Here is a 16,094-nt window from a genome sequence, read left to right on the forward strand (position 1 = left end):
GGCGTGCTCGGCGGAGGCGGACGCGGCGGCCTCGGGGGCCTCCTGCGGGTCCCCGGCGGCGGCGTGCTCGGCGGAGGCGGACGCGGCGGCCTCGGGGGCCGCAGAGCCATCGGACACGGAAGCGGGGGTCTGGGCGGACCCGGACACGGCGGACTCGGCGGCGTCGGTGCGCGGCGTCTCGGCGTCCGCGCCGTCGCGGGACTCCTGCGCGGCCGGCACACCCAGCACCTCGGCCTTCTCCGCGGGCCGATCCTCGGCACCCGACGCGACGGTCTCGGATGCACCGGCGGCTGAGTCGGACCCTGCGGCGACCGCGGCGGACCCGGCCCCGGCGGAGGACGACGTGGAGGACGGCTCGGCCGCCGCATCGGCGTCCGCGGCGGTGCCCGCCCCGGAGCCCTCGCCGGCCGACTGCTGCGCGACGGTCTGCACGTAGGCGGAGCAATCCTGGCGCTCCGAGCCCGGGTAGGTGTACTCGACCTCCACCGGCCGCTGGCCGTCGCGGGTGGTGCCGACCATGATCTCCGCGCGCCGCCACGGCCCGCGCGGGCCGGACTGGGCCGCGGTGTACAGGGAGGCGACGGCGTCGAACCAGGTGGACTCGGTGTCCACGGTGGTCTTGCGCTCGGGCTTCTCGCTGGGATCCATGGTGGCCGTCATCTCGTTGCCGTGCTGGTCCAGGCGCAGGGTGCGCACCCCGTAGCGGTCCATCAGGGACAGCAGCTCGGGCAGTCCCCCGCCGGCGGGCACCTCCTCCCGGGGGCTCAGCGCCCGGATGCCGCCGGACTCGGGGCGCGGCTCGGACCCGGTGGCGGGAGCGGCACCCGCCCCGCCGTCGGCAGGGCGCTGCCGGGGCTGCTTCGGCTCGGGTTCGGCACTGCCACGGAACAGTTTGAAGGCCACAACACACCTGCACTTCCACGCCTGACGGCGTTGATCGACCACCCCGCTCACGGCCACGGGCGGGGCTCACGTCCTCGGTCTTCTATTCTGCCGAAATCCTATCGAGGATCACGCGCCGTTCGACACCGGCGGAATCCGCCGCCCGTGCTTCCTGGGTGATCTCCCAGGAACCTTCCAGGACCTGTTCGGCTCGGGTGAAGCGCTCCGGATCCTCCGTGCGCAGGCTCATCAGCGCCTGACCCGCCCGCACCCGCTCCCCCGGCTTGGCGTGCAGCAGGATCCCTGCCCCGGCCTGCACCGCGTCCTCCTTCCGGGCCCGTCCGGCCCCCAGCCGCCAGGAGGCCGTGCCCACGGCCAGGGCGTCCAGCCGGGTCAGCACGCCGTCGGTCGGCGCGGTGATGACGTGCTCGTGGCGGGCCACGGGCAGCGCGGCGTCAGGGTCCCCGCCCTGGTCCCGGATCATCCGGCGCCACACGTCCATCGCCCGCCCGTCGGCCAGCGCCTCGGCCGGGTCCTCCTGCATCCCGGAGGCCGCGAGCATCTCCCGGGCCAGCGCCACGGTCAGCTCGACGACGTCGTCCGGCCCGCCCCCGGCCAGCACCTGCACCGCCTCCTCGACCTCCACTGCGTTGCCCACCGCCCGGCCCAGCGGCACGGACATCTCGGTGAGCAAGGCCGTGGTGCGCACCCCGGCCTGCTCCCCCAGCCCCACGAGGGTGCGAGCCAGCTCCCGGGCCCGCTCCGGAGTCTTCATGAACGCCCCGGTGCCCACCTTCACGTCCAGGACCAGGGAGTCCGTGCCCTCGGCGATCTTCTTGGACATGATCGAGGAGGCGATCAGCGGGATCGACTCGACCGTGCCGGTCACGTCCCGCAGGGCGTAGAGCTTGCGATCCGCCGGGGCCAGATCCGCCCCGGCCGCGCACACCACCGCCCCGGTGGAGCCGAGGATCTCCAGGAGCCGCTCGGGCCCCACCTGCGCCCGCCACCCGGGGATCGACTCGAGCTTGTCCAGGGTGCCGCCGGTGTGCCCCAGCCCCCGTCCGGACAGCTGCGGGACCGCGATCCCGTAGACGGCCACCAGCGGCGCCAGCGGCAGCGTGATCTTATCCCCCACCCCGCCGGTGGAGTGCTTGTCCGCCGTGGCGATCTTCCCGTCGGGGTTGCCCGGCGAGCGCAGGATCGGGGAGAAGTCCAGGCGGCGCCCGGAGGCGATCATCGCCGCGGTCCACGCGGACAGCTCCTGCGGGTCCAGACCGTTCAGGTACACCGCCATCGCCAGGGCGGCCATCTGCTCCTCGGCCACCGCCCCTCGGGTGTAGGCGTCGATGACCCAGTCGATCTGCTCGGTGCTCAGCCGGCCGGCGTCGCGCTTGGCGCGGATGACGTCGACGGCGTCGAAGGGCTCGGACATGATGGGACCTCTCCTCTGGCGGGTGCGGACGGGACCGTCAGGACCCGAGGTTTCCGGGCCCGAAGGCCTGGGGCAGAACCTCGGCCATGGGCAGCTCGCCCTGCGGGGTGAGCACCACCAGGCCCGGTGCGGCGTGTTCGGACAGCAGCTGGCGGCAGCGCCCGCACGGCATGATCGGGGTGCCGGTGCGGTCCACGCAGGCGAAGCGGACGAGCCGGCCCCCGCCGGTGCGGAACAGCTCGGAGACCAGGGAGCACTCCGCGCACAGCGTGACCCCGTACGCGGCGTTCTCGATGTTCGCCCCGGTCACCAGCCGCCCGTCCTCGGTGCGGGCCGCGGCCCCCACGGGGAACCCGGAGTAGGGGCAGTACGCCCGCTCCAGGCAGTCGCGCGCCGCGGCGAGCAGCTCCGGCCAGGCCGGGTCGTCGCCGACACAAGCCCCCACCTCGGTGCCCGCAACGGCGTCCTGCCCCACCCGGCCCGGTTGCTCGGAATCGGCCATGCTCACTCCTTGACGTAGGGCTGCCCGGAGGCGGCAGGACCCCGGGTGCGCCCCACCAGCCCCGTGACCGCGGCAACGGTGACCACGTACGGCAGCATGGCCAGGAACTGGCTGGGCACCGTGGTGCCCAGCAGGGAGAGCACCGACTGCAGGTTGGTCGCGAAGCCGAACAGCAGGGCCGCGCACAGCGCCCCGCCGGGACGCCACCGGCCGAAGATCAGCGCGGCCAGGGCGATGTACCCCTGCCCTGCGGTCATGTCCTTGTTGAACGCGGAGACCGAGACCAGCGTGAAGAAGGCCCCGCCCATCCCGGCCACGGCCCCGGCCAGCAGCACGTTGCCGAAGCGCAGCCGGTTCACGTTCACCCCCAGGGTGTCCGCGGCCTGCGGGTGCTCCCCCACGGCCCGGGTGCGCAGCCCCCACCGGGTGCGGTTCAGCCCGTACCAGATGAGGGCGACGACGCCGAACATCACGTACACCAGCAGCGACTGGTCGAACAGCACGGGCCCAATCACCGGGATGCGCGAGAGCCCGGGCACGGACCAGTCCGGCAGGTGCTCCGGGGAGTTCAGGGTCGTGGCCTGGCGGGAGAGCACCGTGGAGTACAGGAAGCCGGTCAGCCCGGAGACCAGCACGTTGACGACCACGCCGACGATGACCTGGTTGACGAGGTACCGGATGGAGAACACGGCGAGGATCAGGGAGACCAGCATCGCCCCGATCATGGCCGCCGCCAGCCCCGCCCAGGCCGAGTGCGTCACGGTCCCGACGACGGCCGCGGCGAAGGCGCCGAACAGCAGCTGGCCCTCGATCGCGATGTTGACCACGCCGCTGCGCTCGCACAGCAGACCGGACATGGACCCGAAGATCAGGGGCACGGACAGGGCCAGGGAGCCGGCCAGCAGACCCGGCAGGGACAGCGAGTGCGCGTCCGCGTGAGACACCGCCCAGACCAGCATGGCCACGACGAACGCGGCCCAGAACAGGGTCGAGGCCCACACCGGCGGGTTGGCTCCGCGCGCCCCGCGCATCAGGGCCCAGACGGCCAGGAGAAGCATGAGGGCGGACAGCACCCAGCCGGTGGCCACCGCCGGCAGGTCGATGTCGGCCAGGCGCACGGCGTCGTGCTTCTCCGCGAGGCGGAAGGTGACCGTGGCCGGGGCCGGGTCGATGCCGATCAGCAGGAGGCTGAGCAGGGACAGGACCGCGAAGGTCGCGCCCAGGCGCCAGCGGCGGATCACCGGCAGGGCGAGGCCGGGGCGGGTCGTGGGGGTCGCTGCGACGCTCATCGGGTCGCTCCTTCCGCGGCGGCGGGACGGGCGGCCTTCGCCCGGCGGGGGCGGGCCGGGTCCGGCAGCCGGAAGATCGCGCGCACCAGCGGCGGGGCCGCGATGAACAGCACGATCAGGGACTGCACCACCAGGACGATGTTGATGTTGGTGCCGGTGTTGGTCTGCATGGCCACACCGCCTGCGCGGAAGCCGCCGTAGAGCAGACCGGCCCAGAAGGTGCCCCACGGGGTGGAGCGGCCCAGCAGGGCCACGGTGATCGCGTCGAAGCCGAAGGAGGCGGCCACGTCCCCGGTGAGCACCTTCTCCGTGCCGGCCACCTGGGTGGCCCCGGCCAGCCCGGCCAGGCCCCCGGAGAGCAGCATGACGACGACGTATCCGGCGCTGACGCTGATCCCGGCGGTGCGCGCGGCCTTCGGGTTGGCCCCGACGGCGCGCAGGCGGAACCCGATCGTGGAGCGATCGATCAGCCAGGACACGAACAGCACCGCGAGGATCGCCAGGACGAAGCCCCAGTGCAGCCGGAAGGAGTCCCCGAACAGCCGGGGGAACAGGGCCGAGTCCGGCAGCTGCGGGGAGATCGGGTTGGTGGAGCCCTCCCGCTGGAAGGCCGGGGTGGTCAGCAGGTACAGCACCAGGTTCAACGCGATGTAGTTGAACATGATGCACAGGATGACCTCGTGCGCCCCGGTGCGGGCCTTGAGCAGGCCCACCAGCCCGCCCCACAGGGCACCGCCGAGCGCACCGCCCAGGATCACCAGCAGCAGGTGCACCCCGGCGGGCAGGTCCCAGGAGAAGCCGATCCACCCGGCGAGGATCGCGCCGAGGATGATCTGTCCCTGCGCGCCGATGTTGAACAGCCCGGCCCGGAAGGACAGGGCCACGCCGAGACCGGCGAGGATCAGCGGGGTCGCGATGGTCAGGGTCTCGGTCAGCGGGAAGATCTTGTCCGCGAAGTCCGCTCCGTGCGGGTTGAACACCGCGCCCTCGAACAGGGCGATGTAGGCGTCGCTGGCGGCCCGCCAGGCGGCCTCGAAGGTGTCCGAGGGCCGGGCGAAGAAGTAGTTCATCCGGGTCAGCGTGCGCTGGTCGGTGAAGATGATGAGCAGTCCGCCGACGATCAGCGACAGCACCAGGGCCGCCGCGGAGAGCACCAGAGGCGAGGAGGTCAGGCGGTAGGCCAGGGTGGGCCGTGGTTCGGGGGCGGGAGCGTCGGCCCAGGGCGGGGTGATCGGCTTCGGCCGCTCCTCGGGCTCCAGCCCGCCGGGTCCCGCTCCGGCGGGGGCGGTGGTGCCGGCGGCCGGGTCGAGACCGCTCATGCGCGCTCTCCTTCCGTGATCGATGCGAGGTCGTGCTCGCGGGTGTCCTGCTCGACGAGGCGCCGGGCCTCCTCGGCGTCGGCCCCGGCCATCATCTGGCCGAGGACCTCCCGCGGGATGTCCGGGTCCACCACGCCCATGAGCCGTCCGCCGTGGAAGACGGCGATCCGGTCCGCGAGCGCGTAGACCTCGTCCAGCTCGGTGGAGACGATGACCACCGGGGTCCCGGCGTCGCGCTCGGCGACGATGCGGCGGTGGATGAACTCGATCGAGCCGACGTCCACGCCGCGGGTGGGCTGGGAGGCGACGAACAGGCGCAGCGGGCGGGCCAGCTCCCGGGCCAGGACCACCTTCTGCTGGTTGCCCCCGGACAGGGTCGTGACGGGATCGGCCACGGAGTGCAGGCGGATGTCGAACTCCGCGGTCCGCTGCTCGGCCTGGGCGCGGATGGCCCGGCGGCGCAGCCAGGGCCCGCGGGAGAAGCGGGGGGTGTCGTACTGGTTCAGGACCAGGTTCTCCTCGATGCTGAAGGAGCCGACCAGGCCCTCGCGGCCGCGGTCCTCGGGCACGAACCCGATGCCGTCGCGGATGATCCGCTTCGGGCGCCGGCCCAGCAGCTGGCGTCCGTCCAGCTCCACGGAGCCGGTGGCCTGGGGGCGCAGCCCCAGGAGGGTCTCGGCGAACTCGGTCTGGCCGTTGCCCTGCACACCGGCGATCGCGAGGATCTCCCCGCCGCGCACCTCCAGGTCGATCCCGTCCAGCAGGGCCACGCCGGTCTCGGAGCGCAGGGACAGCTCGCGCACCCGCAGCAGGCGCTCGTTGGTGCTGGCCGGCTCCTTGTCCACGGTCAGGGACACCTCGTGCCCGACCATCATCGCGGCCAGCTCCGTGCTGGAGGCGGTGGGCTCGACGGTGCCCACGACCTTCCCGCGCCGGATCACGGTGATCTCGTCGGAGACCTGCCGGACCTCGCGCAGCTTGTGGGAGATGAACAGCAGGGACTTCCCGTCCGCGCGCAGCTGCGCCATGATGCCCAGCAGCTCGTCCGTCTCCGCGGGGGTCAGCACCGCGGTGGGCTCATCGAGGATCAGCAGCTCGGCCTCGCGCACGAGGGCCTTGATGATCTCCACCCGCTGCTGCACGCCCACCGGCAGGTCCTCCACGACGGCGTCCGGGTCCACCGCGAAGCCGTAGCGCTGGGAGATCTCGCGGATGCGGCGTCGGGTGGTCTCCAGGTCCAGGGCGGGCCCGCGGGTGGCCTCCGAGCCGAGGGCCACGTTCTCCGCGACCGTGAACACGGGCACCAGCATGAAGTGCTGGTGGACCATGCCGATCCCGGCGCGCATCGCGTCTCCGGGGCCGTCGAAGGCGACCTCGCGCCCGTCCACCAGGATCTGCCCGGCGGTGGGGGCCTGCAGGCCGTAGATGATGTTCATCAGCGTGGATTTGCCCGCCCCGTTCTCCCCGAGGAGGCAGTGGACGGTGCCGGGATCCACGGTGAGGTCCACGGCGTCGTTGGCGGTGAATGCGCCGAAGCGCTTGGTGATCCCGCGCAGTTCGAGTCTCATGTGCGTGCGGCCTTCGGGTCTGTGTCAGTTCTTGGTCTGGGGGCTGGCCGCGGAGTCCGCGTCCACGGTGCCGTCGATGATCTGCTGCTTGAGCTCGTCCAGCTCGTCCTGCAGCTGCTGCGGGACCTGGGAGGCCTGGTCGTGGAATGGGGCCAGGCCCACGCCGTCGTTCTCGAGGGTGCCCACGTACGGGGTGTCGGTGAACTTCCCGTCCATGTCGTCCACGAAGGCGTTCTCCACGGCCGCGCCCATCTTCTTGATCACGGAGGTGAGCACGTACTCCTGACCGGAGGCCAGGGTCTCGTAGCCGTCCGAGTCCACCCAGATGATCCGCGCCGGAGCCTCGGGTTCATCCGCGTTGTATCCGGTGACCGCGTCCACCGCGCCGTTGCCGACGGGCCCGGCCACGGGCATCACGATGTCGGCGCCCTCGTTGAGGAAGTTCTGCGCGGTGGTCTTGCCCTTGCCGGTGTCCTCGAAGTCCCCGGTGAAGCTGCCGGTCTGCTTCTGGGCGTCCCAGCCCAGCAGCTTCACGTCCGTGTGGTGGACCTGGTTGTAGTGGGCCACCCCCTGGGCGAAGCCGTCCATGAAGATCGTGACGGTCGGGATCTCCATGCCGCCGAAGGTCGCGACCTTGCCGGTCTTGGTGGTGCCCGCGGCGAGATATCCGGCGAGGTAGGCGGCCTGGGAGGTGTTGTAGATGATGGGGCGGACGTTGGGCAGCTGGATCGAGTCGTCGTCGACGATCGCGAAGTGCCGGTCCGGGTGGGCTTCAGCGGCGGCTTTGGTCTGGTCGGCGATGTTGAAGCCGATCGTCACGGTCAGGTTGCACCCGCCCTGCAGCATCGAGTTGATGTTGGGCTCGAAGTCGGTGACGGCCTGGGATTCGGCGGCCTTGGTCTTGATGCCGTAGTCGTCCTTGGTCTTCATCACCCCTTCGTAGGAGTTCTGGTTGAAGGAGCGGTCATCGAAGCCGCCGGAGTCGGAGACGATGCAGCCGGTGTAGTCCGCGTGGTCGCTGGCGATGTCCGAGTCCTCCGGCGGGGCGGGGGCGCAGCCGGCCAGCAGCAGGGCGGCCGTGCCCAGCAGCGCGGCGGCGCGCACGGGGCGGGTGCGCGGGGCTGTGCGGGGCCAGGCGGGGACGACGGGCATGGGAGACGGCCTTTCGGACGGTCGCGGCCGGATCGGCCGCCTGCTGCGCGAGGACACCGAGGCGACACCGGGCACAGCCGGACGTGACGTGGGGTACGGGTCACCAGTTTAGCCCCCGCGCGGGGCCCACCCGACCATCCGCCGCGTCGGCCGCTTCCGGCTCCGCCGCGCCCGCGCGCCTGCGCTCAGCGGGTGCGCAGCTCGTGCTGGATGGCCCGCAGCGCGGTGGCTGCCATGACGCGGATCCCGCATTCGATGGCCCGCTCATCGGCCACGTAGTCGGCCTGATGCAGGTCGTAGGTGCGCCCGCCGGGTGTGCGGGTGCCCAGGCGCATCATCGAGCCGGGGACCTCCTGCAGCATCCAGGCGAAGTCCTCCCCGCCCATGGACTGCTCCACGAGCACCACGGAGTCCTCCCCCAGCTCGGCCCGGGCGGCGTTCTCCAGCATCGTCGTCTCGGTCTCGGTGTTGACCACCGGGGGCACGCCGCGGATGTGCTCCACGTCCACCTCCACGCCGTAGGGGGCGGCCACCTGGCCGACCACCCGATCCAGCAGGTCCCCGGAGCGGTACCAGGCGTCCGCGTCCAGGCAGCGCATGGTCCCAGCGAGGTAGCCGTGGGCGGGGATCGCGTTGGGCGCCACCCCGGCCTCGATCTGCCCCCAGGCCACCAGCACGCCCGAGCGGACGTCGATGTTCCGGGACATCACCGCGGGCACGTTGATCGCGATCTGGCTCATCGCGAAGATCAGGTCCTCGGTCAGGTGCGGACGGGAGGTGTGCCCGCCGCGCCCGCGCACGCTGAGCTTGATGGTGTCGGCCGCGGAGGTGATGGACCCGATGCGGGTGCCGACCTGACCGACGTCCACCTTGGGCTCGCAGTGCAGGGCGAAGGCCCGCGGGACCCCCTCCAGCACCCCCTGGCGGATCACGGTCAGGGCGCCGCCGGGCAGCTTCTCCTCGGCCGGCTGGAAAATCACCCGCACGCTGCGGGCCAGCGGCGCGGAGGAGTCCACGTCGGCCAGGGTCAGGGCCGCCCCGAGCATCACGGTCTGGTGGATGTCGTGTCCGCAGGCATGCATGACGCCGTCGTTGACGGAGGAGAACTCCAGCCCGGTGTCCTCCTGGATGGGCAGGGCGTCGATGTCCGCGCGCAGGGCCACGGCCAGCGGGCCCCGGCCGATGTCCACGTAGCAGCCGGTGTGCTCCAGGCGCACCGGGTCCAGTCCCGCCGCCTGCAGGCGCGCCATGATCCGGTCCGTGGTGCGGTGCTCCCGGAAGCTCAGCTCGGGGTTGCGGTGCACGGTGCGGCGGAAGTCGATGAGCTCGGGCAGGAAGGCCTTGGCGAGGGGGCCGATGGGCGGCTGCTCGGCGGGTGCGGCGGGGAGTTCTGGCATGGTCACGACTATAGGACCCCAACGCGACCCGCCGCGGGCGTGACCGTGTGACGGCGTGTGACCGGGAGGCGGCACCGCCCCGCCCGGAAGGCCGCCCGGGCACGACGACGCCGCCCGCCCCTCCCGGTGCGGAAGGGGCGGGCGGCGTCGTGAAGCGGGCGGGTGGTCCGGCTCAGAAGGCCCGGGCCAGCACCGCCTGCTTGACCTCGGCGATGGCCTTGGTGATCTGGATGCCGCGCGGGCAGGCCTCGGTGCAGTTGAAGGTCGTGCGGCAGCGCCACACGCCCTCCTTGTCGTTGAGGATCTCCAGGCGCAGGTCCCCGGCGTCATCTCGGGAGTCGAAGATGAACCGGTGGGCGTTGACGATGGCCGCGGGGCCGAAGTACTGCCCGTCCGTCCAGAACACCGGGCAGGAGCTGGTGCACGCCGCGCACAGGATGCACTTGGTGGTGTCGTCGAAGCGGGCGCGGTCCTCCTGGGACTGGTAGCGCTCCTTCTCCGGCTCGTGCCCCTCGTTCATCAGGAACGGCATGATCTCCCGGTAGGACTGGAAGAACGGCTCCATGTCCACGATGAGATCCTTCTCACAGGGCAGGCCCTTGATGGCCTCGACCGTGACCGGCTTGGACAGGTCCAGGTCCTTCAGCAGGGTCTTGCAGGCCAGGCGGTTGCGCCCGTTGATGCGCATCGCGTCCGAGCCGCACACCCCGTGGGCGCAGGAGCGGCGGAAGGACAGCGAGCCGTCCAGCTCCCACTTGACCTTGTGCAGGGCGTCCAGCACGCGGTCCGTGCCGTACATCTGCAGCGTCCACTCGTCCCAGTGGGCCTCCTCGGAGACCTCCGGGTTGTAGCGGCGCACCCGCAGGGTGACGTCGTAGGTGGGGATCTCCCCGCCGTCGCCGGACTCGCTCTTGAGCTCGACCTTCGAGGCCGGCTCGGCCGGCTCCGCGTATTCCTTCTCTTGCGTGCTCATCAGTACTTGCGCTCCATCGGCTCGTAGCGGGTGAAGATCACCGGTTTGGTCTCCAGGCGGATCCCGGCCACGTGGTCCGTCTCCGCCTCCGTGTCCAGGTACGCCATCGAGTGCTTCATGAACTTCTCGTCATCGCGGTTCGGGAAGTCCTCGCGGAAGTGCCCGCCGCGGGACTCCTCGCGGTGCAGGGCGGCCACGGACATGACCTTGGCCAGCTCCAGCAGGAAGCCCAGCTCCACGGCCTCCAGCAGGTCCAGGTTGAACCGCTTGCCCTGGTCCTGGATGGAGATGCGGGTGTAGCGGTCCTGCAGCTCGGCGATCTTGTCCAGGGCGCGGTGGATGGTCTCCTCGGTGCGGAATACCTGCATGTCCGCGTCCATGGTGTCCTGCAGCTCCCGGCGGATCTGGCCGACCTTCTCCTCGCCGTGGCCGTTGCGCATCAGCTCCAGCAGCTCCTCGGTGCGCCGGGTCGCATCCTCGGGCACGGGCAAGAAGTCCGCTTCCAGTGCGTATTCGGCGGCCTTGATCCCGGCGCGCTTGCCGAACACGTTGATGTCCAGCAGCGAGTTGGTGCCCAGGCGGTTGGACCCGTGCACGGACACGCAGGCCACCTCCCCGGCGGCGTACAGACCCGGGACGGTCTCCTCGGAGTTGCGGTAGACCTCGGCGTCGATGGTGGTGGGGATCCCGCCCATCGCGTAGTGGGCGGTGGGGAACACCGGCACGGGCTCGGTGTAGGGCTCCACGCCCAGGTAGGTGCGGGCGAACTCGGTGATGTCCGGCAGCTTCGCGTCGATGTGGGCCGGCTCCAGGTGGGTCAGGTCCAGCAGCACGTAGTCCTTGTTGGGCCCGCAGCCGCGGCCCTCGCGCACCTCGTTGGCCATGGACCGGGCGACGATGTCGCGCGGGGCGAGGTCCTTGATGGTGGGGGCGTAGCGCTCCATGAAGCGCTCGCCCTCGGAGTTGCGCAGGATCCCGCCCTCGCCGCGGGCCGCCTCGGAGACGAGGATGCCGAGCCCTGCCAGGCCGGTGGGGTGGAACTGAACGAACTCCATGTCCTCCAGCGGCAGGCCGTTGCGGAAGGCGATGGCCATGCCGTCCCCGGTCAGGGTGTGGGCGTTGGAGGTGGTCTTGAAGATCTTGCCGGTCCCTCCGGAGGCGAAGACCACGGACTTGGCCTGGAAGACGTGGATCTCCCCGGAGGCGAGGTCGTAGGAGACGACGCCGGCCGGGCGCTTCATCCCGTCCACCTCGACCATGATCAGGTCCAGCACGTAGTACTCGTTGAAGAACTCCACGTTGTGCTTGACGCAGTTCTGGTAGAGGGTCTGCAGGATCATGTGCCCGGTGCGGTCCGCGGCGTAGCAGGCCCGGCGCACGGGCGCCTTCCCGTGGTCCCGGGTGTGCCCGCCGAAGCGGCGCTGGTCGATCTTCCCCTCGGGGGTGCGGTTGAACGGAAGGCCCATCTTCTCCAGGTCCAGCACGGCGTCGATGGCCTCCTTGGCCATGACCTCCGCGGCGTCCTGGTCCACGAGGTAGTCCCCGCCCTTGATGGTATCGAAGGTGTGCCACTCCCAGTTGTCTTCCTCGACGTTGGCCAGGGCGGCGCACATGCCCCCCTGGGCCGCGCCGGTGTGGGAGCGGGTCGGGTAGATCTTCGTCAGCACGGCGGTGCGGGCGCGCTGGCCGGCTTCGATGGCGGCGCGCATCCCGGCGCCGCCGGCGCCGACGATGACCACATCGTACTTGTGAACCTGCATGCTTCAGATGCTCTTTCTATATGGAGGGAGACGGTGGTGGGGCGGGGGCGCTGTGCGGCCCGCCCGGCGGAGGGCGGCGCCTACTGCGCGGGGCAGAAGGAGGGCAGCAGATCCGGGTTGTCCACGGTCGGGCAGGGGCTGAACGTGAAGATCACGAGGGTGCCCACCAGCAGGATGAACCCGGCGGCTAGGAAGAGCAGGGTCTTCAGCCAGAAGCGGGTGCGGTCCTTCTCCGCGTAATCCTCGATGATCACGCGCACGCCGTTGGTGCCGTGCAGCATCGCCAGCCACAGCATCAGCAGGTCCCAGACCTGCCAGAACGGGTTGGCCCACTTGCCGCCGACGAAGCCGAAGTCGATCGCGTGCACGCCGTCGCCGACCATGAGGTTGACGAACAGGTGCCCGAAGATCAGCACGATCAGCAGCACCCCGGAGATGCGCATGTACAGCCACGCGTACATCTCGAAGTTGTTGCGCTTGGACCCGGAGCGGTTGTACTTCACCCCGTCCACGGAGCGGTCGGAGCTGCGCGGGACGGCGATCCTGGTCTTGAGAGGGGTGGACATGGCTCAGTGACCTCCGAAGACGATGGCGAGGTGGCGGATCAGGAACGGCACCATGGCCAGCAGCCACAGGACGAGCACGCCCCACAGCATGGTCTTCTGGTGCTTGGCCCCGTCCTTCCAGAAGTCGATGAGGATGATGCGCAGGCCGTTGAAGGCGTGGTAGCAGATCGCCGCCACCAGCCCGGCCTCGCCCAGCCCCATCACAGGGTTCTTGTACGTGCCGATGACGGCGTTGTACGCCTCCGGGGAGATCCGCACGACGGCGGTGTCCAGGACGTGCACGAGCAGGAAGAAGAAGATGGCGATGCCGGTGATGCGGTGCGCGACCCAGGACCACATGCCCTGGCGGCCGCGGTAGAGGGTGCCTTGGGATTGGTTCGGCACTGAACAACCTCCGATGGGTGATCAACGAGCGGGCGGGCGCCGGTTGCGGCCCCGGCGCGGGCCCGGCCACTCGGGACGACGTCGTCCGGAAGGAGTCCCCGGGCGCGGGTGTGAGTGAGCTGTTTCTCGTCTGAGACTACCAGCCGTCGGCGGCTCTTGGTGACACGGTGTCTGAGCCCTTCCGCGGCGGAATTACGCGGAATTAGGGGAGGGAAACCTTGGCTAATCCCGCCCGCTCCGCGGTGCGGGGACCGGCCGGAGGCAGACCGCGTCCGCCCGCTTCCCCACCATGTGCGCCGCGCGCCCGGGGGTTTGCGGCTAGGGTGGTGCCGATGAGATCCCCACGCGAACACTTCCGACCCTTCATCCCCGCCGGCGGGGTGGGCTCGCGGCTGTGGCCGCTGTCCCGCGCGGATGCGCCCAAGTTCCTCCTGGACCTGACCGGCTCCGGCAGCTCCCTGCTGCGCTCGACCTACGACCGCCTCGTCGACCTCAGCGCCGAGGGCGTCATGGTCGTCACCGGGCGCACCCACGCCCCGGCCGTGCGCACCCAGCTGCCCGAATGCTCGGAGGAGGACCTGGTCCTGGAGCCCTCCCCCAAGGACTCCGGGGCCGCGATCGGCCTGGCCTCGGCGATCCTGTGGCTGCGCGACCCGGAGGCGATCATCGGCTCCTTCGCCGCGGATCACGTCGTGGAGCCCACCGAGGAGTTCCACCGCGCCGTGGTCGAGGCGATCGAGACCGCCGCGACCGGGCGGATCGTGACCATCGGGATCACCCCGACCTCTCCCTCCACGGGCTTCGGCTACATCCGCGCCGGGCGCTCCCTCGACCTCGAGGCGGCCCCCTCCGCGCTGGCCGTGGAGGAGTTCGTGGAGAAGCCGGACCAGGACACAGCCCGCGAGTACGTGCGCTCGGGCCGCTACACCTGGAACGCCGGGATGTTCGTCGCCCCGGCCGCCCTGCTGCTGGAGCACCTGGAGCGCAACCAGCCGCAGCTGCACGCCGGGATCATGGAGATCGCCCGCGCCTGGGAGACCGAGGAGCGCGACGCCGTGATGGATCGGGTGTGGCCGACCCTGCCGAAGATCGCGATCGACTACGCGGTGGCCGAGCCGGCCGCCGCCGCGGGCGACGTCGCGATGGTCCCGGCCCACTTCACGTGGGACGACGTCGGGGACTTCGCCGCGATCTCCCGGCTGAACCGGGCGCAGAACGTGGACGAGGTGGCCCTGCTGGGCAGCAACACCCGGGTGATGACCGATGACTCCTCCGGGATCGTCGTCTCAGACACCAGCCGCATCGTCGCGCTGATCGGGGTGCAGGACATCGTGGTCGTGGACACCCCGGACGCGCTGCTGGTGACCACCCAGGAGCATGCCCAGCGCGTGAAGCACGCGGTGGACGAGCTCAAGCGCAACGGCGACACGGACGTGCTCTAGCCCTCTCCCGCCCCCGGAGCGCCCGCCCCACACACCGGGCCGGGCGGATCAGACCACCGCGGTGCGCAGCGCGTCGTCGCGCCCCGGCGCACCGTGTCTGGGCGCCTCAGTCCACCGCGGCGGCGGCGCGCTCGCGCCGTCGGGCATCCGCGGTGCGCGGTGAGGCCTCGGGCCGATCCACCCGGGGGCGCACGCCCTCGCCGAACCACCACGCCTCCTCCAGGCAGGGGTGCCCGGAGAGCACGAAGTCCGTGAAGCCCACGGCCTCGTACTGGCGGATCAGGTCCGCGACCTCCTCGTGGGAGCCGACCAGCGCGGTGCCCGCTCCCCCGCGGATCAGCCCGGAACCGGCCCACAGCCCGGGGTGGATCTCCAGGTTCCGCCGGTCCCCGCCGTGCAGGGCCAGCATCCGCCGCTGCCCCTCGGATTCGGAGGCCCGCAGGGCCTGCTGCTGACGGCGCACCAGCTCCTCCGGGATCGCATCCAGCATCGCCTGGGCCACAGCCCAGGCCTGCTCGGAGGTGTCCCGGGTGATCACGTGCAGCCGGACCCCGTAGCGCAGGGTGCGTCCGCGCGCCGCCGCGGCCTCACGCACCCGCGCGATCTTCTCCCCCGCCTGGGCCGGCGGCTCGCCCCAGGTCAGGTACACATCGGCCAGCTCCGCGGCGATCTCCAGGGCCGCCGGGGAGGACCCGGCGAAGTGCACCTCCGGCACCGGGTCCGGGGCATCGACCAGACGGGCCTGCTCCACGCGCACCCCCTCGGCGTCGTGGTCGAAGGCCGGGCCGTGCTCCCACAGCCGGCGCACGACCCGCAGGTGCTCCCGCGTGCGCCGGTAGCGGCCCTCCTTGTCCAGGAAGTCTCCGTAGGCCCGCTGCTCGGCGGACTCCCCGCCGGTGACCACGTTCAGGGCCAGGCGCCCGCCGGTCTGGGCCTGGAAGGTCGCGGCCATCTGCGCGGCCAGCGTGGGCGAGAGGGCGTCCGGACGCATCGCGACGAGGAAGCGCAGGCTCGGGGTGTGCTCGGCCAGCGCGGCGGCGGTCAGCCATGGGTCCCGGCAGTACAGACCCGTGGGGGTCAGCACGGAGTCGAAGCGGTTGGCCTCCGCGGCCTGGGCCACCTGGCGCAGGTAGGCCAGCTCGGGTTCGCGCACCGGGGAGCTGCTGAGCACCTCCGCGCCGTGCTCGCCGCCCACGACCCCGCGGGAGTCCCCGCTGGTGGGCAGGAACCAGTGGAATCTCGTCTCGACCATGTCCGTGCTCCTGACGTCCCTCATGCCGGTGTGTGTGCCGCCCGCCCGCCGGAATCGCTTCCGGGGCGCGGGGTTGGGGACCACGCTAGGAGCGGGCGGGCCCGGGGCACGAGTGCCCGGACACGGGAGGTCACGCGGCGTCGCGCGGCGCAAGACGACGGGTGCCCGGGATT

The 16,094-nt window shown here is 71.5% G+C and carries 13 protein-coding genes and 1 pseudogene; 1 reads left to right on the forward strand and 13 read right to left on the reverse strand.

What is annotated here, in order from left to right; genetic code table 11:
• The 12 genes and pseudogenes from KKR01S_RS10080 to sdhC form a co-directional block, all read right to left on the reverse strand.
• A pseudogene (locus tag KKR01S_RS10080) lies at window positions 1-903 on the reverse strand (hypothetical protein); the annotation flags it as partial.
• Between the two features lie 82 nt (window positions 904-985).
• Window positions 986-2,317 (reverse strand): thymidine phosphorylase, encoded by a 1,332-nt coding sequence (locus tag KKR01S_RS10085; RefSeq protein WP_055684298.1) that lies wholly within the window; start codon window positions 2,315-2,317, stop codon window positions 986-988.
• 37 nt (window positions 2,318-2,354) lie between these two features.
• On the reverse strand, window positions 2,355-2,819 hold the full coding sequence (locus KKR01S_RS10090) for a cytidine deaminase (protein WP_081046382.1): 465 nt from the start codon (window positions 2,817-2,819) through the stop codon (window positions 2,355-2,357).
• Between the two features lie 2 nt (window positions 2,820-2,821).
• Entirely contained in the window at window positions 2,822-4,108 is a 1,287-nt protein-coding gene (locus KKR01S_RS10095) for an ABC transporter permease (RefSeq protein ID WP_055684297.1), read from the reverse strand.
• The gene (locus KKR01S_RS10100) at window positions 4,105-5,427 is read right to left on the reverse strand and encodes an ABC transporter permease (RefSeq protein ID WP_081047800.1); all 1,323 of its coding nucleotides are present in this window, start codon (window positions 5,425-5,427) and stop codon (window positions 4,105-4,107) included. Before KKR01S_RS10100 ends, KKR01S_RS10095 begins: the two co-directional genes overlap by 4 nt.
• Window positions 5,424-6,995 carry an ABC transporter ATP-binding protein gene (locus tag KKR01S_RS10105; RefSeq protein WP_055684296.1) on the reverse strand — a complete coding sequence of 524 codons (1,572 nt, stop codon included), beginning with the start codon at window positions 6,993-6,995 and terminating at the stop codon, window positions 5,424-5,426. The genes KKR01S_RS10100 and KKR01S_RS10105 overlap by 4 nt, the downstream gene beginning before the upstream one ends.
• Before the next feature lie 24 nt (window positions 6,996-7,019).
• Window positions 7,020-8,147 carry a BMP family lipoprotein gene (locus KKR01S_RS10110; RefSeq protein ID WP_058743587.1) on the reverse strand — a complete coding sequence of 376 codons (1,128 nt, stop codon included), beginning with the start codon at window positions 8,145-8,147 and terminating at the stop codon, window positions 7,020-7,022.
• 185 nt (window positions 8,148-8,332) lie between these two features.
• Window positions 8,333-9,544 carry an amidohydrolase gene (locus tag KKR01S_RS10115; protein ID WP_081046380.1) on the reverse strand — a complete coding sequence of 404 codons (1,212 nt, stop codon included), beginning with the start codon at window positions 9,542-9,544 and terminating at the stop codon, window positions 8,333-8,335.
• A gap of 172 nt (window positions 9,545-9,716) precedes the next feature.
• Entirely contained in the window at window positions 9,717-10,517 is an 801-nt protein-coding gene (locus KKR01S_RS10120) for a succinate dehydrogenase iron-sulfur subunit (protein WP_055684295.1), read from the reverse strand.
• On the reverse strand, window positions 10,517-12,277 hold the full coding sequence (gene sdhA / locus KKR01S_RS10125) for a succinate dehydrogenase flavoprotein subunit (protein WP_055684294.1): 1,761 nt from the start codon (window positions 12,275-12,277) through the stop codon (window positions 10,517-10,519). Before sdhA ends, KKR01S_RS10120 begins: the two co-directional genes overlap by 1 nt.
• Before the next feature lie 80 nt (window positions 12,278-12,357).
• Window positions 12,358-12,843, reverse strand: coding sequence for a succinate dehydrogenase hydrophobic membrane anchor subunit (locus tag KKR01S_RS10130; RefSeq protein ID WP_055684293.1), 486 nt, complete (start codon window positions 12,841-12,843; stop codon window positions 12,358-12,360).
• A gap of 3 nt (window positions 12,844-12,846) precedes the next feature.
• Entirely contained in the window at window positions 12,847-13,227 is a 381-nt protein-coding gene (sdhC, locus tag KKR01S_RS10135; protein WP_081046379.1) for a succinate dehydrogenase, cytochrome b556 subunit, read from the reverse strand.
• 332 nt (window positions 13,228-13,559) lie between these two features.
• On the opposite strand from sdhC, the gene KKR01S_RS10140 reads away from it, so the two are divergent.
• Window positions 13,560-14,669: a mannose-1-phosphate guanylyltransferase gene (locus KKR01S_RS10140; RefSeq protein ID WP_055684292.1), complete on the forward strand. Its 1,110-nt coding sequence runs from the start codon at window positions 13,560-13,562 to the stop codon at window positions 14,667-14,669.
• Window positions 14,670-14,775: 106 nt separating this feature from the next.
• Here KKR01S_RS10140 and KKR01S_RS10145 read toward each other — a convergent pair whose 3' ends face one another.
• Window positions 14,776-15,921 (reverse strand): LLM class flavin-dependent oxidoreductase, encoded by a 1,146-nt coding sequence (locus tag KKR01S_RS10145; protein WP_081101705.1) that lies wholly within the window; start codon window positions 15,919-15,921, stop codon window positions 14,776-14,778.
• Between the last annotated feature and the right edge of the window lie 173 nt (window positions 15,922-16,094).

Origin of the sequence: Rothia kristinae NBRC 15354 (genome assembly GCF_001570865.1) — a bacterium.
Taxonomy (GTDB): Bacteria; Actinomycetota; Actinomycetes; order Actinomycetales; family Micrococcaceae; genus Rothia; species Rothia kristinae.